General features: G+C 58.6%; 19 protein-coding genes, 1 tRNA gene and 1 pseudogene. 9 read left to right on the plus strand and 12 right to left on the minus strand.

The annotated features are described in order from the left end of the window. Window positions 1-130 precede the first annotated feature (130 nt). The gene (locus FFA61_RS01265; RefSeq protein ID WP_005962293.1) at window positions 131-1,252 is read left to right on the plus strand and encodes a hypothetical protein; all 1,122 of its coding nucleotides are present in this window, start codon (window positions 131-133) and stop codon (window positions 1,250-1,252) included. A 679-nt stretch (window positions 1,253-1,931) separates the two neighbouring features. Next, window positions 1,932-2,007 (plus strand) — tRNA-Ala (locus FFA61_RS01270). Between the two features lie 655 nt (window positions 2,008-2,662). On the opposite strand, the pseudogene FFA61_RS01275 reads toward FFA61_RS01270, so the two are convergent. From FFA61_RS01275 to FFA61_RS01310, 8 genes and pseudogenes are all read right to left on the minus strand, one after another. Further along, window positions 2,663-3,697: pseudogene (locus FFA61_RS01275) on the minus strand (recombinase family protein); the annotation flags it as partial. Continuing rightward, window positions 3,694-4,020 (minus strand): hypothetical protein, encoded by a 327-nt coding sequence (locus tag FFA61_RS01280; RefSeq protein WP_040313542.1) that lies wholly within the window; start codon window positions 4,018-4,020, stop codon window positions 3,694-3,696. The gene FFA61_RS01280 and the pseudogene FFA61_RS01275, both read right to left, overlap by 4 nt. Window positions 4,021-4,101: 81 nt before the next feature. Further along, the gene (locus FFA61_RS01285; RefSeq protein WP_005962290.1) at window positions 4,102-5,037 is read right to left on the minus strand and encodes a replication-relaxation family protein; all 936 of its coding nucleotides are present in this window, start codon (window positions 5,035-5,037) and stop codon (window positions 4,102-4,104) included. Further along, window positions 5,037-7,247, minus strand: a complete 2,211-nt coding sequence (locus tag FFA61_RS01290) for a type IV secretory system conjugative DNA transfer family protein (protein ID WP_005962289.1) — start codon at window positions 7,245-7,247, stop codon at window positions 5,037-5,039. The genes FFA61_RS01285 and FFA61_RS01290 overlap by 1 nt, the downstream gene beginning before the upstream one ends. After that, on the minus strand, window positions 7,244-7,459 hold the full coding sequence (locus tag FFA61_RS01295) for a hypothetical protein (RefSeq protein WP_005962288.1): 216 nt from the start codon (window positions 7,457-7,459) through the stop codon (window positions 7,244-7,246). The genes FFA61_RS01290 and FFA61_RS01295 overlap by 4 nt, the downstream gene beginning before the upstream one ends. Window positions 7,460-7,480: 21 nt before the next feature. Next, a complete protein-coding gene (locus FFA61_RS01300; RefSeq protein ID WP_040313541.1) occupies window positions 7,481-7,684 on the minus strand; it encodes a hypothetical protein in 204 nt (67 codons plus the stop codon). 21 nt (window positions 7,685-7,705) lie between these two features. Next, window positions 7,706-8,314 carry an MT-A70 family methyltransferase gene (locus FFA61_RS01305; protein WP_005962286.1) on the minus strand — a complete coding sequence of 203 codons (609 nt, stop codon included), beginning with the start codon at window positions 8,312-8,314 and terminating at the stop codon, window positions 7,706-7,708. Window positions 8,315-8,894: 580 nt separating this feature from the next. Further along, window positions 8,895-9,206 carry a hypothetical protein gene (locus tag FFA61_RS01310; protein ID WP_005962284.1) on the minus strand — a complete coding sequence of 104 codons (312 nt, stop codon included), beginning with the start codon at window positions 9,204-9,206 and terminating at the stop codon, window positions 8,895-8,897. A gap of 138 nt (window positions 9,207-9,344) precedes the next feature. On the opposite strand from FFA61_RS01310, the gene FFA61_RS01315 reads away from it, so the two are divergent. Further along, window positions 9,345-10,169 carry a hypothetical protein gene (locus tag FFA61_RS01315; protein ID WP_040313540.1) on the plus strand — a complete coding sequence of 275 codons (825 nt, stop codon included), beginning with the start codon at window positions 9,345-9,347 and terminating at the stop codon, window positions 10,167-10,169. Between the two features lie 713 nt (window positions 10,170-10,882). Next, window positions 10,883-12,193: a hypothetical protein gene (locus tag FFA61_RS01320; protein ID WP_131247170.1), complete on the plus strand. Its 1,311-nt coding sequence runs from the start codon at window positions 10,883-10,885 to the stop codon at window positions 12,191-12,193. Window positions 12,194-12,290: 97 nt separating this feature from the next. Here FFA61_RS01320 and FFA61_RS01325 read toward each other — a convergent pair whose 3' ends face one another. The 3 genes from FFA61_RS01325 to FFA61_RS01335 all read right to left on the minus strand — a co-directional run bounded on the left by FFA61_RS01325 (window position 12,291) and on the right by FFA61_RS01335 (window position 14,368). Next, complete coding sequence (locus FFA61_RS01325; RefSeq protein ID WP_244920179.1) at window positions 12,291-12,476, minus strand: helix-turn-helix domain-containing protein; 186 nt, start codon at window positions 12,474-12,476, stop codon at window positions 12,291-12,293. A 144-nt stretch (window positions 12,477-12,620) separates the two neighbouring features. Further along, window positions 12,621-13,769 (minus strand): hypothetical protein, encoded by a 1,149-nt coding sequence (locus FFA61_RS01330; protein WP_051057799.1) that lies wholly within the window; start codon window positions 13,767-13,769, stop codon window positions 12,621-12,623. A gap of 86 nt (window positions 13,770-13,855) precedes the next feature. Further along, window positions 13,856-14,368 (minus strand): GNAT family N-acetyltransferase, encoded by a 513-nt coding sequence (locus FFA61_RS01335; RefSeq protein ID WP_083879447.1) that lies wholly within the window; start codon window positions 14,366-14,368, stop codon window positions 13,856-13,858. A 142-nt stretch (window positions 14,369-14,510) separates the two neighbouring features. On the opposite strand from FFA61_RS01335, the gene FFA61_RS01340 reads away from it, so the two are divergent. Next, window positions 14,511-14,696 (plus strand): helix-turn-helix domain-containing protein, encoded by a 186-nt coding sequence (locus FFA61_RS01340; RefSeq protein WP_244920179.1) that lies wholly within the window; start codon window positions 14,511-14,513, stop codon window positions 14,694-14,696. A gap of 183 nt (window positions 14,697-14,879) precedes the next feature. Here the strand turns inward: FFA61_RS01340 and FFA61_RS09570 are convergent, their stop codons facing one another. Beyond that, the gene (locus FFA61_RS09570; RefSeq protein ID WP_423213312.1) at window positions 14,880-16,058 is read right to left on the minus strand and encodes a hypothetical protein; all 1,179 of its coding nucleotides are present in this window, start codon (window positions 16,056-16,058) and stop codon (window positions 14,880-14,882) included. A 245-nt stretch (window positions 16,059-16,303) separates the two neighbouring features. On the opposite strand from FFA61_RS09570, the gene FFA61_RS01350 reads away from it, so the two are divergent. The 4 genes from FFA61_RS01350 (at window position 16,304) to FFA61_RS01365 (ending at window position 20,642) form a co-directional block, all read left to right on the plus strand. After that, entirely contained in the window at window positions 16,304-18,205 is a 1,902-nt protein-coding gene (locus tag FFA61_RS01350; RefSeq protein WP_242600890.1) for an AAA family ATPase, read from the plus strand. A gap of 251 nt (window positions 18,206-18,456) precedes the next feature. After that, the gene (locus tag FFA61_RS01355) at window positions 18,457-19,200 is read left to right on the plus strand and encodes a hypothetical protein (RefSeq protein ID WP_005962276.1); all 744 of its coding nucleotides are present in this window, start codon (window positions 18,457-18,459) and stop codon (window positions 19,198-19,200) included. Window positions 19,201-19,295: 95 nt separating this feature from the next. After that, entirely contained in the window at window positions 19,296-20,384 is a 1,089-nt protein-coding gene (locus tag FFA61_RS01360) for an XRE family transcriptional regulator (protein ID WP_165544455.1), read from the plus strand. Window positions 20,385-20,402: 18 nt separating this feature from the next. Beyond that, window positions 20,403-20,642, plus strand: coding sequence for a DUF2188 domain-containing protein (locus tag FFA61_RS01365; RefSeq protein WP_005962274.1), 240 nt, complete (start codon window positions 20,403-20,405; stop codon window positions 20,640-20,642). The last annotated feature ends 63 nt before the right edge of the window (window positions 20,643-20,705 follow it).

Below are 20,705 nucleotides of genomic sequence, written 5' to 3' on the forward strand. Positions count from 1 at the left end.
TGTCCCACGAGAGAGCCAAAATGTGGCTTGTGTTGCTGGTGTGACAATTGTGAATGTGGCGCGAATGGGGACAGCCAACACGCGAGCGTGCCACCGCCTCCTGGGGACAGAAAACGCATAGCGTGGCCCTGTGGAGTTAGGTGGAGTCATCATCGTTGCAGCGGTATTCGCGCTGCTCGGTTTGATTCCTCTGCTCGTTGCCCGTCGTACCGCGATCACTCAGAACCGTGAGAACGACCGATTCTCCGAGCATCTCAGACTCCTGACGAACGACCCTCGGGAAGTCGAAGCGTGCGGGAAATCCACCGGACCTCTTCTCGCACGAAAACGGACTCTCCCCGAAACGAATGGAGGCGTCATGGCTCAGCCTTCCGCGAAGAACTCCGCGACTCGCGTTGATCGTCGTGGCAGTGCGGCGGTGAAAGAAATCGCCAGGCTGCGTGCTCGTCGGGCCGCGCGACTCGCAGCCGAGGCCGCTGCCGGTCAGCGTCGCCTCCTCGTATCTGCGATTGTTGCGCTCCTCACCCTCATCGTCGCTGGGGCGGTCGTTGCGGCTTCAATCTCCTGGGCGTGGACATTGATTCCAGCATCGATGCTCACAGCCTCCCTTGTCGCTTCGCGAATCGCTGCGATCCATTCAGAGAAGATTGGCGCTGCTGAGCTTGAACTCCTCAACGAGCTGCGGTCCCAGGCCCCGCAGCGGCGCGTGAAGAAGTCCTCCGCTCAGGGAAGTGAAAACGAGGATGAGGATGTAGCGGAGACTGAACCGCCGAGCGATTCTGCCGCACTCGCACTCCTTCGCGCAGCTGTTGAGGCCCGCGCGAACGAAGTCATTGAGCGGCCAACAGAGACAATCGCTGTGGTCGCAACCTCTCGAGAAACCCGTGCCGATGAGGTCGTCGAAGCTTCGGCTGAAGTGAGCAAGGATGAGGCTGGAGAGCGCGAAGCCGAGGCGAAAGAGCAGGGAAGCGACCCTGATCCGATTCCCGCGACGGCTTCGGTGGAACGGTGCATGTGGTCGGTGAAATCCATCCCAGCTCCCTCATATGCGATGCGCGGCCGAGTCGTGGGGCGCGCAGTTCACGCCGACACGGATCTTCGGGGCATCCCGAAGGTTGACGCTCGCGTCCCAGCTCGTCCTTTGCAGGCGAGCGTCTCCGGGGCGAACGCGCTTTCGACGGAGGATGTCGTCGCGGATCAAGCGGTCGCGCTCGACTTGGACTCCGTCCTCGACTCGCGCAGGGCGCAATGAGTCGGGGGACTGCGCGAGCTGACAGGCTGCTGTGAGTCGCTGAAGCTTTGCCATGAAGGACGGTGGGCCGCTCAGAAGCGGCCTCGTTCTTTTGAGGGAACTCTCGTTCGGTATTGAGTGGCGCCCGTTCGACACTGAGCGTCGATTGGGTCGCTAAGCTGCGCGAGCAGGGGTTTTCGTGAGAGCCAGCGGACGGCTGCGAATCAACGGACGTTCCGAGTCGAGGGGCTGCATGAGGGCCGACGGGAGACTACGAATGATCGGATGTTCTGAGCCGAGAGATGCTGTGAACTCCTGATTCTTCACCGCAAGGGGCGGGGGCGCGCACAAGCGTCCCTGCCCCTTTGGTGGGCTGCTCTCGTTCGGCATTGAACGTGGTTGAGCCGCTGCAAACTGCCCCGTTCCTTCGTGGGGTCTCCATTTGTGTTTGCAGCATGCCTGCGCCCTCGCGGTTCTTACTGAATGAGTACCCGAAGAGCCCCACTGTGCTCGGAGCGTATCGGCGTGATCCGTGTAGGTCGTGTGACTCTCGCGAGCGGCCCCTTGACTCAATGCCCGCCACCCCTCGAGATGAATGCTCGCCGCTCTTATCCCAATTCCGCTTCGCGAGCGTGACTCAGTTCGCGGTTTTTCGATTTCACCGAAGCCGTGAGGGTGGTGTTATGCTGGACGAGTACTTGGGGCTATGGCGCAGTTGGTAGCGCGTCTCGTTCGCAATGAGAAGGTCAGGGGTTCGAATCCCCTTAGCTCCACCATCAGGCTCTTACACGAACCTGTGTCGAAGAGATTGTCTTGGGTTGCTCCCTCGGCGTATGCCGAGGGAGTTTTCGTTTGGCGAATCGTAGCCATGTTGGCAGAAGCTAAGAGCTCGGGACTGGCAAGCTGGTCGAATGGTGCTGCAGGGTGTGGTGTGGCGGATCGGTGGGGTTCGGAGGTTTCGTCGTCTGCTGGGTGGATATCAATGTGGTCAAAGAAGACCATGTTGAGGAGTTTCTTGAGGTTATCGGGGGCGTGGGTGTAGAGGTGGTGGCAATCTTCGAGGAGGTCGAGAGCCTGAGATAGGTGTTCTTTCACTTTGTCCTGATCGGCAGTCAGGGAGCGTAGATCTTTGTCGATGACGGCCAGTTGCCTGGCGATTCTTGCCTGCTCCGCCTTGAGAAGATCGAGGGGGATGGCGTCGGCGTAGTGGGCGTGCAGGAGTTTGGTTTGTTCGGCTTGCAGCTTGGTCTGCTGGTCGTGTAGGTCCTTGGCGTGGTCGTGCTGGTGGGCGTAGATGCGGTGGAGCTCTTCGGTCAGGTATCTCTCGATGGTTCGTCTGTCTTGTGCGCTGATGTGGATGCGCTCGTAGATTTCAGTGACGCGGGCGTCAACCTCATCGATGAGTACAGCTTTGAATGAGCATGCATCGCGATGACGCTGACGGTGTGAACACACGAAATAGGGGTAGATCTGTCCGGAGCGGGATTTGCATTTGTGGATGATGAGGCGCCCACCGCACTGGCCGCAGCGGACAGTGGTTTTCAGGTGGTGGTTGTGAACGCGTTGACGTTCGCCGTAGCGGTGCTGGTTGAGCACGGTTTGCACTTGGTGCCAGGTGGCATCGTCGACGAGGGCTTGATGCTTGCCGGGGTATTCAACGCCTTGGTAGGTGACGACACCCCGGTAGTAGGGATTGCGCAGCAGGTCCAGCAGTTTGTTGTGGTCGAGAGGGTGTGAGGGTCTGCTGGGGGTAGCGAGTGTGGTCAGGCCGCGCGCTGTGAGGTGATCGGTGAGGGTGGATAGTGTCCACTGGCCAGTTGCATATTCGGTAAAGGCCAATGCCATGAGAGGGCCGCGTTCGGGGTCGACTTCTACCCAGCGGTCTTCTCTGCCTTGTTCGTCGTGGCCTTGCTTGTTGAGATAGCCCAGCGGTGCGCGAGAGATCGTTCCGCCGCTCTTGGCTTTTTGGGTGAGTCCTTTGACAACTTCATTAGCGAGGTTGCGGCTGTAGAACTCGGCGATGGAGCTCATGATGCCGTGTAGAAGGATGCCGCCGGGTGTCTGGTCGATATTCTCGGTGGTGGAGATGAGACGTACTCCGGCTTGGTCAAGCACTCGATTGATGTCAACGTCATCGGCGCGATTACGAGCCAGACGGTCGAGCTTGTGAACGATGCAGTAGTCGATGTCGCCTGTTTCTTGGATATAGGTGAGCATCTTTTGGAGTTGAGGACGGTTGGCGCTGCGGGCGGATTCACCGCGGTCGACGAACTCTTTGACAATGAGCGCTCCTAGAGTGGCTGCCTTCCTTTTGTTGGCTTCACGTTGTGCGGGGATTGAGAATCCTTCGGCTGCTCCCGCTCGTGCTGCTTGCTCGCGGGTGGATACGCGAATGTAGGAAATTGCCCGCTTAGGGATCAGGGCTTGGCTCATGGCGTCGAACGGGTCGAGGTTGGTAGGGCTCATGAGTGCGTTCCTTTGCTGGTGGCTGCCTCTCCGCGGCGGAGGTGGACGATGGTAGCTCCGTGGGCAGTGAGAGTCTTTTCGAGGTTGCTGGTTTGGCCCTCGGTGAGGTGTTGTGGTGGCCAGTTGGTAGTGAAGATGTTGGAGATACCCGGCCCCATAGCTGCCTGCAGCTGTAGGAGGCCGTCTGTTTCATTGCAGGGGTCGTGAAAGCATGCGAGCAGGCTGATGCTGGCCATTCGGCAGTAGTCCCGTATGAGGCGGATGTCCTGCTCGTGGTGTTCGCCGTAGGTGTATGCGAGGGCTTCTGGTTGGTGTGGGGTCATGGTCATCTCCTTTCCAGGTGTTATGTGTCGTTTTTGCTGGTCAGCAGCAATTTGGTGACTATGTCCTGTTTCTATTGACGCTCATTTGGCTTGAATAGTCCAGTGGTTTTCCACAGCAACATGCTGGTCGTAGGTGAGGACAGCGCCGAGATGGTCGATGTGGCAGGTGGTGAACATACCGTCGGGCAGTTCGGGGCGCCTGGCGATCAGGTCGTGGATTTGGTGGGCCCTGCTGATGGTGGCGGTGACCCACACGATGGCAGGGTGGACGCCGCGCGTAACTTGTTCGCTGCCGTCTTCGTAGTGGCGCAGGTAGGCGTGGGCTTTGGTGAGGAGGCGTTTGGGATGTTCTGTTCCTTGGTCGATCTCCAGCCACCAGTGATCCTCGTACCCGTCGAGCGTGGTGGTCAGGGCGAGGTCGGGTTTGACCCATTCGATCTGACCATGTGCCCCGAGGTGGCGTCGCCAGCTGAGGGGTTCAGTCTCGATGTAGATTAGGTGCATCGCAGATGTACGGGCTGCTTCTTCGGCTTGGACTCTTGCTTCGGTGATGGCCAGGGTGTGGGCCATGAATGTGGGGGATGGCTCCATCTGACGATGGCGGCGATTGGTGGTGTTACCCGCTCGGATTGCGAGGATGCGGTATCCGGCTTCGGTCAGATACCAGATGAGTCCGGTTGAGCCAGCCTTTTGTCCACCGATGCGCCGCTCGAGGTGCGCGGTCAAGCGCTGGTCAGCAAGGTGGCGCATGAGGCGGGAGGTTTGCCGCAACGCCGAAGCAGCGGTGGCATGGCGGTCTTGGTGATGTCGGGCGAGTTGGCTGGTGGTAGCGAAGCGGTGTTCGGCCAGGAATGACAGAGTGTGCCATGCGCGCTGGTCGAGTTGATCGGTCAGGTGTTGGAGATGGCGACGCGAGAGCCTGGACGGCGGGGGGATGTCTGCATGAATAGGCAGACAGTCACCTCCCTTGTTGTGGTGTTGGTGGCCGTGTGGCGCGGATTGGTTGATGGTGTTCATTACTGCGGCTCGTCTCCCGGTTCGTCATGATTGGTATTGGCTGTAGTGGCTGGTTTTCGACCGAACTGCCCGGCGGGTCGGGCCGTGTGTTTTGGGTGGCCGTGTCCAGTGATGGCAGCGAGCTGGGCTTCGGTGGTGGCGGCTGGTGTGCCGTAGGTTTGGGCGGATAGTGCCCGTGGTTCGATGGCGTTGCGCACTGGTGGTGGCGGAGGTTTGGTCGCTCCGGATATCCAGCCGGTTTCCCTGCCCGTTATCCAAGTAGTGGAGTAGATGGCGAAACGCGGCAGGCGGATGAAGTCGAGAGCTTCCAGGTTTGGAGCGCTGGCAGCCATGTCTCGTGCGTCGGAGGCGGATAGCCCGAAGCAAATCTTGTTGCGGGCGTTGGCGTCGATAGCGGCGCGCATGGTGGGGGTGAGCTGAGCACGGTACTGGTGGGCCATGTGCCAGGCGACACCAAGAGAACGGGACTGCGCCAAGGCGTCGGCCAGATCGCCAGGTATGCCATGGATGAAGTCGTGGACCTCGTCGACATAGATGCTGGTCAGGTGGCGGCGCTGGGGCGGCAGTTTCGCACGACCCAGGATGAGTGGCCAGAGCTGGCCGATAAGAAGCGAGCCGAGCAGCCGGGCCGATTCTGTACCGATAATGCCTTTGTTGAGCGAAACTAGAAGGATCTTCTTCTTTGTGAAGACGTCGGCAAGATTGAACTTGGTTTCGGTTTGCCCGAGGATGGCGCGCATTTGGGGGCGGATCACGAATTGTTGGAGCTTGTTGAGGACGGGCGCAATTTCCGTGGATTGCTGTTCGGGACTTTTGGTTTCATATTTTGCCCAGAACGCGGAGACTCCGAGTGGATCGTGGACAGCGCGAGTGATGCTGTGCCTGAACGCGGGGTCGGTCAGTAGGCTGGGGATTGCTACGAGAGTGGCAGCTTTTCCGCCTGCCCTGGCAAGAGTGAGTAGCGTGGCGGTGAGGATCTCCTCGGTGCGTACGCCCCACGAGTCCGCAAACAAGGCCTTAAAGCTGGCTAGGAGGGTGTCGACCGTCAGTTCGGGCGAACTGGAGTTACAGCTGAGCGGGTTCAAGCCGATGGGTGTGGGATCGGTGGGGTCAAGGACAACCACATCATCGAGGCGATGGACGGGGATGCGTTCAAGGATGTCGGTTACGAGGTCGTTCTTCGGATCGATGACCACTACGGCTCGACCTGCGTGGATGTCGCCCAGTATGAGGTGCAACATGGCGGTGGACTTGCCAGATCCCGTCGGCCCAAGTAGCACGGTGTGCAGTAGCGAGTCACTGTTTCCGATTCCGATAGGGATGCTTTCACCGGGCGCAGTGGTAGTGGCGAAGGAACGTCCTTTGATGAGGTGTCTAGAAGTGGCGAGCCAGGAGGGTGGTGGCAGAATGCGCGGAGACATAGGCGGTAGACCGGGTAGTTCACCTTCCCCAATGGGCCAGGCGCACATGCAGGCGATTTCGCTGGCATTCAAGTGAAGGGGGTAGCGCCACGGGCGGCGTGCCTCGCACAGACCTTGGGGTTTTTCGCGAGTCAGGCGCAGGCGCACACCGACGGATTCAGCGACCCGTAGTCCGCCAAACAGACGTTCAATGAGGCTGTTGGCTTTGGCGTAGGTGCTTGCGGTTGCTCCCAAGCGAATGGCGACCAGTGCGCCGTGCCGGCGGCGGCGCTCGGCCACTCGGGCAGTTTCGGTGTGGCTCGCTTGTTGGACGCCAACGTTGAGCAGACTCCACCACGATTGGCGGTCTCTAGTGGGTTGGTCGGTTACGGCGGGCGCCAGTCGCCTGCCGATCATGATGTGGATAACGAGGCGTTCGTTGCCATCCAAGCCCGACATTGCCGCCAGGACGGCTCTGGTCAGAGCCTCAACGCGGCTGGTGTCGAGCGCCATGGATGGTTGAGACACGGACAAACGGGCTGCTACCTGCACCGGGGTTCGCACCGCGGTTGGGGTAGTCAGTTGTACGCCGGGCACGAGGTCCGCTACCAGGCGCGCCACTGTCTCGATACGGGCAGGGTCCGCGCCGATCCGGTACTGGATGCGTGAGTGGGTGGCCCGAGTTTCGAAGATAACTGTTCCCAGTGATGGGTCAGCTACCAGGCGGTGGACCATATCCCAGGCGATGTCCCATCTCAGGGGGCGTGGCCAGTGGATGATCCGCCAGCTCCATGAGGACTGCGTACTCATGACGTTATCTCCTTGTCCGTGCTGTCCGCGGTGTCTGCGTGGCTGGTTGCCGCAGTGGTGCCGGGGTGGTCGAGCCGCCACAGGATGTAGGCAGCCAATGCTTTGGCAAGGTCCTCATGGGGTGTGGGGGTACGCCAGGTGGGCACTGCCCGAATCCGCGAGGAGCGTGAAGTGCCCAGATCGACTTCCCTCCTGCGGCCCTGCCTAGCCATGCGCACCTCCTCGGTTTCGAGCTACCAGTCGTTCTTGTGATGCCACCACGCCAGCAGCATCCACACGAGAGCGGTGACGACGCCGATCGCGGCGGCGAGAATTGCCAGGGGCTGCCACATCTGGATCAAGAGCTTCAAGGTCGCGTGCACGCATACGACGATCAAAAGGACGACGAGTGTGACGCGCAGTAGGTTCGAAAGTGGGCCGGAGCTCCCATTGGTCATAATCATCTCCATACGTGCGGGTCATGATGCGCCTCCACTTCCACTCGGACGCGAAGAAACAGGCCGGGAATGGTCGGAAGGAACTGGGTAACCGGGGATAGTGATGTCGGAATCGACTTCCATCCCCCACACCGACCAGTCGGCCCGCGATTCGGGGCGGCGACGGGCGAACAGCTCCAGGTATGGGCCGGAACTGATCCGCTCGATGATGGCGAACTGCTCGGCAGGTTTTCGAGAATGCTCCTGCACTGGGGCTTGCAACCATGTTGGCTGGGAGCGGAAGTTCACCGGTGCTTTGCCGCGCGTACAGAACAGCAATTGTTCAGTGGCATTACGCAACTGATACTGACTGGATAGACCAAGGCGGAACTTCACCCAGGTCAACGGGCTACGTACAGTGAAACCCCAGGATTCGGCCACTTCATACCCCTCCCGCAGGAGCCCATTGGTAGTCCACAACCACAGATGAGCATTCTGAGCAGCCAGATCGCTGACTGGCAGGGCTTTGATCTGCTCGATATCCATCGTCTGGTAGTGGCGTTCCCCGCTCTGGGCGGGCCACGGCGGATCCGCCAGGATAGTCGTGAATGTGGTAGGGGTGGATTTGGGCATAGTTAACCTCACTTTCATGAATTAGGTGATATACAGAGCCATAGCCGAGAGCCGCACGAGTGACACTGCTGGCCAGGGATCCTGCCTGTATTACGAACCATGTGGCTCGGGAATACAAGACCCTTCAAACCCTCAATGACCAGCGACAAGACTAAGGTGACAAGGTGAAAAGTCAGATGTAGCAAGCGCGGTAGGCGGGGTGAGGCATGGTGACAGAGGCGCAGAAAGCCGCTGTTGTAGAAAGTGCAACAAGGCTCATAATTGAGTACTGCAGGTTCAATTAAGTGGCCTGATCATCGGAGTAACGGCGTGCCACTTCTCGCATCTGTCGAGTTGCCTGGAAAGCCATCATTTCCTGATAGAAGCGCAATTGGCTTGCACGGCGGTGGACGTCCGCCTTCTCTTGCCTCATCCTGTCCTGAAGTGATTCGGAGGGTAATGCAGTGTCGCCGGTATCTAGGTTTAGATAAAGAGTTGAGTCGCTGTTAGTCCCTCGCCACCAACGCCAAACCAAGTAGCCGAGTCTGATTATCGACAGCAATGCGACGACCAAGATAGTTAACGTATCCATCAGGATGCTTCTTCACAAATGAGGAGATCAGAAGGATGCGATCGCTCGGGCAGCGCCGAAGCCATACGCTTTAACGATAGCTTCGTAGTACGGTGCGCCCGCTGGAGCAGCCTCGTAGCATTGCTCAGCCAAGCTCACCAGGGCCGCAGTATTGCTCAAGGCCGACGACGTCAACACCGCCCTCGCCTGATCCACGGTGTGAGCCACTTCAGCGCGACCCAACACCACATCCACCTCCCGCCGGCTCTGACGAGCCACCGCACGCGACGACGGCCCACCGAAAGGCATCACTCCCGTCGAGTAGGTCTCCGGAACTTGAGTCACGATCTGATTCGACATGATGACATCTCCATTCTCAGTTGAGAGGCCGAACGCTTCGGACCTCGTGACACCAAGTGAAATCTGGACGAGTCTGTCCTGTCGTGACAGCTTTGTGACAACCTGGTCGTGTGTGGGTGTGGTGGGACAATGAAGGGTATGGAGACCATCCCTTTCGCTGCGAGTGAGCCCTCCGTGCCCACGGTTGACCCGGCAGTTGTAGGGCGAATCCACGCTGAACTGGTAGCTCTCCGCAAGAACCATGGCCAGCTAAGCATCACCAAACTGGCCGAGAGCCCCTTGCTGGTCGACATCTGTGGAGAGGGCGACCTGATCGAAGCCTTTATGGTCTTCCGCCGCGAGCTTGAACGCTTCACTCATGGCGACAAATATGAAGCAGCAGCTGCTCTGTCGATAACCAGCCCGGCAGAAACAGTCCTCGACCGCCTGACTATGTCAGCCGAACGCTTCGACTACCAAGACCAGCGCACGATACGCCGCTGGTCTGACAAAGGCCTGCAGCGAATAGCTGAGAGCCTAGTTGCCATCGCGAACCTGCGCGGTCGCCTCGGCAAGGAGTTGTTAACTCTCAATCTCGAAGGCGATCTGGAGACAGGAGTTCAGCTGGTCATCGACCAAATGGACTTCACTGACCTTCCGACCGCAGCGCCAGACATCACTATCTGGGCCTGGCAAGACGAGGACAACGCAAGCGAACTCCACATTGACCTCAACCAGCAGGCAAGTCGCAGCGCTGAAAATCCCACCTACCGCAACCAGCGTTACCGAATCGCCCTCCCCAACGAGCACCTTAAGCGTACGGGCCCAGGTCGCCTCATCACAGTGGCTGTTCAAGGGCGATCAGCACCCAGTCGTACTGTCATCTGGACCCAAGAGGCAGTCCTGCCACCTGAACTGCGAGTGGAGACGACTGTACACAGGACGATGGTGATGATGGAGATCAGCACTGCTGGGTCGTTGTAGAGAGATGAAGTAATGGCGAACATGCAACTATTGTGACCAATCTCACACAAACTGCACCATTGTAATTACTTTAGGTCTTTAGTCTTGTCAAAAAACTGTGTCATACTCTCTGTTCAAAGAGGCTTCAGCACTGCCTGCAGCTTCTTAACAACTGCAAGAGAGTGTGATGGGTGGTCCCAAAGACTTCGTCAGCCTGTCATACTACGAATCGATCACGAGAAAAGAGGGGGCAGTGAGCGGTTCTGATGGTATTTACTTTAGCTTTGCGCTTTGTTAAAGTAAATATTACGTGAGTAGTGAACATTGTATTCCATCAGAATTTAAGGACGAAAACTCTCGCAAAGATGAGATACTTTGTTTAAGGTGTCAGCGAGAGATGGGGGCTCGATCGCTTGAGGAAGTTTTTATGACAATAGTTAACTTTGTTGATAAGAATGCGGATTTATCGAGCCGAATTCGACGTCCGGCACGATCTTGGCGGCCTGGTGACCCGATCCAATTGAAGGACGATGTTGACGAGAGCGACCTATTAGCTTCTGTTAAAGACAGATCTTTGCGGTTACGATTGTTGCGCCGAAAAATGACAGCGCCGGAGGTGACGACAATCACTAGAGTAAGCCCTTTTGACTCGGCTATTGAAAGGTTGAAAATTGTCGAGAAAGAATCTGGAGCAGAAGGGTGCTCGACCTGATCTATTCGCCAAGATTCAAGACTTGGAAGAGTCTCCCGAGATCTGGCAGCCTCGGACGATTAGTACCATCGATCTCAGTGAGGGTCTTGATACCTACATTGAACATTTGACGATTGATGTAGATCAAGACTATGTTTCACCGGTGGATGACTATTACTATCTGCCTGTAGGATGGCGTAAACGTGAGTCTTTTCTTGAGCTAGATTGTCAGACAAACTCAGGCGATTCGATGCAGCTTATGCCACTTGCCTTTCGTCGGGACTATATGGAATGGAAGTTCTGGGCCGTCTGTCATAAGTTGGGTCTAGTAGCCCAGTTGCCGAAAGTGTGTGATTGCTTAAGAGAGCACCTTTCGAAAATTATAGCAGATCCGACAGAAGTACGGTCGGGTGGACAGGCATCGTCGTTGCATGTCCAGTGCAATCGGAAATGGCAAGAGATTGAACGAGATTTAATTTCTAGAGAGCTCCTTGCAAAGATTAGGATGAATGAGCCACTGATCTTCCGTGTGCGTGCGTGTCGGCATAGTGGTTGCGAGTCGGACATTTCGATATTAAAGATATCGGAAAGGAAGACGCTGTTCGCTCCAAAAGATCCAGGATTTCGGCGATACGGCTCAAATATGTGGGGAATGATCTCATCGTTCTCGGCGAATACTAACAAAGTTGTTGCGCCACGCGATGTGCGCCTTGTTCGGGGACATTGTTACGAAATGGTGGTGGGTTCAGATTCAAATGAATTGGAAGCGCAAGCCGTTGAACCATTTGCGGACGGAAATTGGCTACATCTCCGGAGGGAAATTTCGTCTCCAACGCTAGTATGGCTCATCGAATTTAGGCCTAGACGAGGTTTTCTGTATAAGCCTGGTCGTACGACCGTTCTCTTGAGTTTGCTTGCGACGGTCAGCTGGCTGTTGCTATTTAAACAGTCCTACTGGGAGCATTGTGAGGGAATCTTCGTTTCGTCATGCGATATCGCGACTTTTGCGAATAGCAAGGAAATTGTTAAGACGGTTATGTCCAGCATTCCTTTTGGCCTGCTATTTGCCTATTATCTGACGCGATTACCTTTATTTCAACAGTCGCAAGATCGATCTTTTCTATACGATGTCTGGACAAGGCCGCACTTTAGGCTTTTAGCCTGGGTTATTGGGCTCGCTATCTTGTTTCCTTTCCTAAATTCTTTTGACTTTCTGTCGGGCGGCAAGGCGTTTTACGGCAAATTTGTTTCGGTTGCAGATCTGATCCAGGTTCTTATTATCGCCTTCCAGACTTTTGTATTGGTCATATTTCAACGAATGTGTTATAAGATTCGCCCTAACGTGGCCTCGTAAAGTGTTGCTGCTTGAGTCGTCTCTTGGGTCGAAGGTGGGTTGCATAAATATCGGCATATGGATTTATTAAAAGAGATAGACAGGTCTTAATTTGAGCTCACCCCATCAGTTCCTCCACCTTCACGCCCATTCGTTCGGCGATGCGTTCCAGGCTGCGTAGGGTGAGGTTGCGTTCTCCTCGTTCCAGTCCGCCCATGTAGGTACGGTGCACACCGATGTGCTCAGCGAAGGCTTCTTGAGACAGTCCTTTCTCCAGTCGGTAGGCACGGATGTTCCTACCCACCTTCTTCTGGAGATTCCCTTCTGCCACAAAGTCATAGCGTCATCGCTTGCTACTTGAAGGTCTACAGACTGATGAGTAGCATCGTTGGTATCTCAACGGAAGGAGGGTGTCATGGGCGGCGGAGAGTGATGATGCTTTGCTGATTCAGGCTGCCTCGTGACCGCGCTGGTCGCGAGGCAGTTCTGTTTCTAGCGTCCAGGTGATCGCAAAACCGGACTTTGGCATGAGCCAACCTGGTGCGTTCACAGCGATCTCTCTACCAGGAGTGCCCTCAGGCGGGCGAATCACTTGTGGCGACCGAGAGGTGGCGATGGTGTCGCTAACACGGATGTCTGCGATGCTGGTGTTGGTGTAGTCCAGATACAGCGACATGTTGCGAGCGGGTTGCGGTAGCTCGAAGAAGAGGCGATGTCCCCAGGTGGGCGTGACTGTGCGGAACACCTGCCGGATTCGAACCGGCTTGCCACTGGTGGCATCTCCGTCGAGCTGAACCGTATAAGTCTGTCCTGTCTTGCGTGTGGTGCGACGGATGGATTGTGGGCGACCGTCAACGGTGAGCTCTAGGAGTTCGTAGGACTCCCTGTCACCGGCGTTGACTCCTGGTCGCTTTTGTATGAGCCATGGCGAAGTGGTCGGTAGCTCAAGTAATAGTTCGCGGTATTCGTCGCGATCGGACACGCACGCGAAGCGGCGAACTGTGCCGGATGGAATAGTGGTGTATTCCCATTCAACAGTAACGTCGAATAGAGGAGTACCAAAGGTACTCCTCTCTAGTGCACTAGAGAGTCGGATTCGAACATCGACATCGTGCCACCGCTCAACAGCCCGAATTGCCTGGTCGCGAATGTCTGTGTAGATCTCGCGAGCGAACTGTTCATCGCCCAAGCGTAGAGACATGACATTGGAGGCGATGTTGTCGAGCAGGTCTGGGTTGGCGACGCGCTTGAGGTCTTCAGGGTGGATGGCAAAACCTTCGATGACGGCATCGCGCATACTTGGAGCCTGCTCTTTGATTATCTCGCGGAACTGCTCGACGGTTGCCTCTTCTTGATCCTTGCGGAATGAGTATTCGAAGAGTGTACTGAGTAGCCCTGCGCCAAAGAGTGTTCCGCCCAGCTCACCAACTGGCAGAATATGCAGCCACTCCCAGCTGCCGAGATTAAACTCTGCGATCCATCCGTTGAGCATCATTAGAAGAATTCCTGCCAAAGTGAGCGATACTGCAACTAATGCCGCCTTAAGTTTGCGCAGCTTAAATTCTAGAGACTTTCTTGGTTTATGCTTATGTTTCATACACTTCGATTATATCGAAATATTATGAAATTGTATAGATTGGTTGTCTAATCTATCGCCAGTGAAGTGATAGGATGTCAGAAATCTTATGTATCGGTTAGTAAGAGTCCGTAAATATTGACGTCTTTATGGATGCTGTTATGGAAGTAGCGGTTTCTAAGTTTGCCTTCGCAAGTAAATCCTAGTCGAGCGAATAATGTCTCTGAAGCGGTGTTGCCTTCAAGGATCCAGGCTTCAAGCCGATGTAGATCCAAGTCTTCTTGTGCCCACTGGATGACATGTTTTACAGCGGAACTTCCATAGCCTTTGTTTCGATCTGAAGGATTCCAGATGCAGATACCCACTTCGCCATGTCGGTTTCGCCAGTCGATGGTATGAATTGAGCACTCGCCAATCAAGTGGTCGTTGTTGATGATTACGAAGTCATACTCTGAGGCCAATTGTGGACCTGCTGTAGCAGCAATCTTGCGATGTAGTTGAGCGCTACTACGTGGTCGCCAATATGGTGGGCCGTACTGAGCTAGCTCTTGCCAGTCTCGGCAGGCATCGAGGATATCTGGTACGTGCGCTTCAGCTAGGGCAACAATGCTCAAAGACACGCTAACGCCACCACCTTACTTAGGGTTGATGCAATACCACTTTCTGGCGTATTCAACCCGATGCTACTCATCAGTCTGTAGACCTTCAAGTAGCAAGCGATGACGCTATGACTTTGTGGCAGAAGGGAATCTCCAGAAGAAGGTGGGTAGGAACATCCGTGCCTACCGACTGGAGAAAGGACTGTCTCAAGAAGCCTTCGCTGAGCACATCGGTGTGCACCGTACCTACATGGGCGGACTGGAACGAGGAGAACGCAACCTCACCCTACGCAGCCTGGAACGCATCGCCGAACGAATGGGCGTGAAGGTGGAGGAACTGATGGGATGAGTCAGTACTTCCAGCGCTCGAGGAACCAATCCGTACTGTCTGGAATGATGCTGGCCAACTCATCGGAAACCTGGAGGTCGTGAAGCGCTGCGATCTGCCCCGCTTGCGATCCAACCGACACCCAACTTGCCTGGGGGAGGTGAAAGACAGGTGCGGGTGCCCTTGCAGTGGCAGAGATGTACATCAAGACATCCCCGGTCGGGGTCGTAGGGGCACGTCTTGAGCAAGAAGACACGTACGAATCGTTGTTGCGTGCACGTTGAAGTGACCGGCTATGGTGGCTAGTGAGTCTCCTGCGCGATAGCGACGAGCCGCTTCAAGGCCCTGCTCGGGACTTAGACCACGCTGCCGAGGCCTTACGCCCGCCGCGCGTGACAGGCGGTGGACAGTGACCCTGGTTACCCGGTGCGCCTTGGCGATGTTGTTGACGGGCACACCCTCGTTACAGAGTTGCGCGATGTCCGCCTTCTCTTCAGCGGTAAGCTGTCGGTAGTTCTGTTGGCGAGCTATGGCTGGCGTGGCCTCAGGTGGGACAGAGTCTCCCTGTTCCCGTCCCGGCCAGCCCTCGCGCTTGGCAGTCCGCAGGAGGTCTATGAGTGGCTCGACTTCTTTCGTGTCAAGCTCACCGAGGGCCACCACCAGGGTCTTACACGAAACTGGGTCGAAGTGAATAGGGTTCTGGGCTCCCTCGGTGTTCGCCGGGGGAGTTTTTGCGTGTGTGGAGGCAGGCACGGTGGTTGTGGTGGCGTGGATGAGTGCGGGGTTGGTGAGGTGGTTGAAGGGCGGTGCGGGGTGCGGGATGGCTGTGCGGTGGGGTTGTGGGGCGTCGTCGTCCTGGGGGTTGACGGTGATGTGGTCGAAGAAGATGGTGTTGAGGAGTTTCTTGAGGGGCGCAGGGGCGCGGGTGTAAAGGCGGTGGCAGTCCTGGAGGAGGTCGAGGGCTTGGGTGAGGTGGTGCTTGACGGCGTGGTGGCTGGAGGTGAGAAAGTGGAGTTCTTCGGTGATGGCGGCGAGTTCGCGGGTGATGCGGGTCTGTTCGGCTTTGAGCAGGTCGAGGGGGATGGCCCCGGCGTAGTGGGCTTGAAGGAGTTTGGTTTGCTGGGCTTTGAGTGTGCCCTGCTGGCGGGTGATGTCCTTGGTATGCTGGTGGGCGGCGGTGTGGAGGCGGTCGAGTTCGTAGTGGAGGTGTTCTTCGATGGTTCGCCTCTCCTCGGGGGTAATGGTGATGCGGCGGTAGATGTCAGTGACGCGGGCTTCGACTTCGTCGATGAGGACGGCTTTGAACTGGCATTGGTCGCGGTGGCGCTGGCGGTGGGAGCAGACGAAGTAGGGATAGACCTGTCCGGAGCGGGATTTGGCCATGTGGACGATGAGGCGTCCACCGCATTGCCCGCAGCGGATGGTGGTTTTGAGGTGGTGGTTGTGGAGGCGTTGGCGCTCCCCGTTGCGGTGCTGGCTGAGGACGGCCTGGACCCGCTGCCAGGTGGCTTCGTCTACGAGGGCTGAATCGCTCCGGGTTTGATAGAGGCAGTGATGATTGGAAAGGATCACTGCCTCTATCAAACCCGGAGCGATTCACGGTCTCGGGCCGGGTGGTGGATGTGTTGGTGGGGCCGGCGGGGGCCGGGAAGACGACCGCGATGAATGCGCTGCGCCGGGCATGGGAAGGAGAGCATGGTGCCGGTTCGGTAGTAGGACTGGCCCCATCCGCGGTGGCGGCGCAGGTGCTGGCCGACGATCTGGGGATCGCCACGGAGAACACGGCGAAGTGGTGGACTGCCCACCAACACACCGGCGCCACGTTCCAGGCCGGTCAGCTGGCCATCATCGACGAAGCCTCCCTCGCCGGCACCCTCTCCTTGGACCGGATCACGCAGGCAGCTGAGGAGGCAGGGGCGAAGGTACTGCTGGTCGGTGACTATGCCCAGCTCCAGTCCGTCGATGCTGGCGGTGCGTTCAGTTTGTTGATCCACGACCGTGACGATGCTCCCGAGCTGGTCGATGTTCACCGCTTCACTCACGCTTGGGAGAAGACCGCGTCCCTGGAGCTGCGGCACGGCCGCACCCCGGCCATCGACACCTACCTCGACCACGACCGCATCCACGATGGTGACGCCGACGCCATGGCCGATGCCGCCTACACCGCCTGGCGCCGTGACCGGCAGGCGGGGTTGGTGTCGGTGCTGATCGCCGAAACCCGCGAGAACGTCACCGCCCTCAACGTTCGCGCCCGCGCCGACCTCATCCTCGACGGCACGCTGAAGCCCGGCCCCGAAATCACCCTGTCCAACGGATCGGCAGCGGGCGTGGGTGACACGATCATCACCCGCCGTAACGACCGGCGGCTGCGCAACCGGCACGGCTGGGTCCGCAACGGCCAAACCTGGACCATCACCGCCGTGCGCGATGACGGGTCGGTCACGATCCGCCGACCCGGTGCCCGGTTTGGCAACAGCATCGTCCTGCCCTCCGACTACGTGGCCGAGCACGTCGCCCTCGGCTACGCCGTCACCGCCCACCGTGCCCAAGGCCTCACTACCGACACCGCGCATGTGCTGGTTGAACCCACCACGACGCGGGAGAACTTGTGTGTGGCGATGACGCGTGGGCGGGAGTCGAACCGTGCCTACGTCATCCTCGACCGACCCGACGACCACGCCACCGCGCATCCGGGCGACAACCCCGACGCCACCGCCCGCACAGTCCTCTACGGCGTCCTGCAACACAGCGGTGCTGAGCTGTCGGCGCACGAGACCATCACCGCCGAGCAGGACCGGTGGGGCTCGATCGCCCAACTCGCCGCCGAATACGAAACCATCGCCGCCGCAGCCCAACACGACCGCTGGACCACCCTGGTCCGCAGCTCCGGACTCACCGCCGAGCAAGCGCAAGCAGTCATCGACTCCGACGCCTTCGGCGCCCTGACCGCGGAACTGCGCCGGGCCAAAGCCAACCACCACAACGTCGACACCCTCCTGCCACGCCTCATCCAGGCGCGCGGGGTCGCCGACGCCGACGACATCGCCTCCGTCATCCACCACCGCCTCGCTCACGCCACCGCACGACCCGCCGGCTCGGGCCGCACCCGCCAGGCACCGCGTCTCATCGCCGGGCTGATTCCCGAAGCCACCGGCCCCATGACCCCCGACATACAGCAAGCCCTGACCGAGCGCCGCCACCTCATCGAAACCCGAGCAGAAGCCGTCCTCGACACCGCCCTCCACACCGACGAGCCATGGACCACAGCACTCGGCCCGACCCCAGCCGATGGGCGGGAGCGGCAGCACTGGCGACGCCGCGCCCTGGTTGTGGCCGCCTACCGTGACCGGTACCAGATCACCGACCCGGACCCGCTCGGCGCCCAGCCAGAGAGCACAGCGCAGAAGATCGACCGCGCCCGGGCACTGGTCGCTGCGGAACGAGCACAGGCGCTCGTGCCTCCGCGCAGCTCCAGCACCGCTCCAAGATCCGTGGCTGTCGAGAGGAAGCCCGTAGGTCCGACCATGTGATCGGCTTCTCCGGCCGGGCGGCATGTCACGTGACCTGTTCTGGCCACGGAGTCGAGCCGCACCCCGAGAACGCAGAGTCGGGCTCACTGGCGGTACCCGAGGCGACACGAACGCGGAGCGAATTGACCCCGGGAGGTCCGAAGCTCCTGCTTTTACGAGCGATCACATGGCCACGACACACGCGAGATTGACAGATTTGTGAGTGCAGCTGAAGTGTAGGGTAGTCTGGAGCCATCACCGAGAGGAGTCCCATGATCGGGCAGCACGAACGCCAGGACTGGCGCGGCGAGTTCACACGAGAGGAACTATCTGCAATCCGCCGGGAAGTTCCGCATGCGATCCAGAGGAGCCAGGAGCGTTCCGCCCGAGCCCACACGGAGTACGACGACCCTGATGGCGACCAAGACGTCTACGGCGCCGGCATGTCCCGTGGTGTGCAGAAGGAACTCTGTACTCTTCTCGCGAACTTCCCCTCCTATCGCGAGGTGCAGGTACCCAGGAGTCGCCGCACGCTGACTTTCCTCGGCGATGCACTGATCTTCCCACTTCGGGTGGGTAAGCAGATGCCTCGAAACCACCGCCGCATCAGACTCAACTATCTCTCGGAGTCGCGTCGCGAACTCTTGGCGCAGGCCAGCAACACCAAGTACGTCGATGCCGGACTGTTCGAGCTTGACGAGGCTCTCGGTGTCGAGCAGCCCGCCCGACTCGGCGATGCGCTCGCCGCCCTCAGTGAAGGTGACACGCGCGCAACACTGTTCGTGCCCTACTACAGCAGCTCGCCCCAGGGCGTCGGCACGATCTACTTCGCTCCGGCACAGCTGAACGGCCGCTACCTGAGGTTCACCGACCCCGAACGCCTCACTTATCAGGTGCCTGCTGCGGGTGAGACGCCCGCAGCCGTGCTCGCGCCTGTTGGCAGCTTCGCGGAAGGTGATCGCCCCCGCACTACCGTGAAGCTTCGCCCTCGCCCGGTCGAGAAGGAAGGCAGTTAACGATGGGCGACCCCCGTAGTCAGTCCGCAGACGCGGCTGATGTTGCACGACTTTTCGACCCAGCCCGACTCACCCAAGCTCGACGCATCAACAAGATGTCCAAGGCAGAGCTCCACCGCAAAGTCGGCGTCTCCGCCGCCGCTATTGGACAATACGAACGCGGGGAGGTCCGCCCTCGCGCCGAAACTGTAGCCGCGCTGGCCGACGCTCTTCGCGTTCCGCCGGGATTCTTCGCCCTTGGGCGCCCTCGCGCCCAGGTCGACATCGCCGAGGCTTCCTTCCGGCGTCTCCGCTCCACCAGCGTCGCTCAACAACAGCAGGCCACTGCTTACGTCGAGCAAGCCTGGGAACTGGCGTGCTATCTCGAAGAGAGCGTCGAGTTTCCGGAAGTCGACCTTCCGGAGTGGGCCAGCGTTGACTCAGCCGATGTTCCGGACCCCGTGACTGCGGCACAAGCTGTTCGGCGACACTGGTCCTTGGGGAGCGAACCCATCCGGCACCTTGTGTACCAGATCGAACAGCACGGAATCCTGACGGTCTTCTTCTCCATGAAGCAGGACGACAGCTTGGACGAGAAGAGCCGTATTGACGCGTTCTCGACCACGGCACTCCCTCGCCCGATGATCGTGCTCACACCTGACAAGGCGAACGACGTGATGCGGCACCGCTTTTCCGCAGCGCACGAACTGGGGCACATCGTGCTACATCACGGCCGACATGGGACCGACAGCCAGTTGGAACGTCAAGCGGATATGTTCGCCGCAGAGTTCCTAACCCCGCGCGACGTGATCGCCAACGAGCTACCGAGGCGGGTCAACTTCAACCGCTACGAACAAATCAGTCAGCGGTGGGGTGTCTCGGTGGCATCGCTGCTCTATCGATCCCGTGAACTTGATCTACTCTCCGAGTCCACGGTTCGCCGCGGCTACATCACGCTGAACAGCCTTCCGCGACGGCCCATGCCTATTGGCGATTTCCCCGGAGAGCGTCCGGAGTTGCTGAAGTCAGCGATCGACCTTCTTGATGGCTCTGGGACCAGCCTCGCCAAGATCGCAGCTGACCTCCAGATGACCCCCCGTCACGTACGACGCCTGGCAGGCATTGACGATCCGCAGCCGAAATTGACTCTCTTGCCGAATCGACTGAATGACCCGAACTCGGCACTCCCACATGAGTTCATGTAGAAGAAGGGAAAGAGCATCATGGGAAAGCCCAACAAACGCGTGGTGCAACAACGCGACGACGGCGACTGGGAGGTCCGGAAGCCAGGCGCTTCGCGGGCCAGTGCGGTCACGCCAACGCAGGCCGCCGGCATCGGTAGGGCGCGCACCATCCTTGGCAATGACGGGGGTGGCGAGCTACAGGTACGTTCTAGGAAGGGAACCATCCGTGCGCAGGACACTATCGCCCCTGGTAGCGACCCGCGGTCTTCAAAGGGATGATTGCCGTGCCTGTCCGCGGAGTCCGATAGGTGATCTGGCTCCGCAGGCAGCTCCGTCACCGCC

It is taken from the genome of Schaalia cardiffensis F0333, assembly GCF_005886435.1.
GTDB classification, from domain to species: Bacteria; Actinomycetota; Actinomycetes; order Actinomycetales; family Actinomycetaceae; genus Pauljensenia; species Pauljensenia cardiffensis.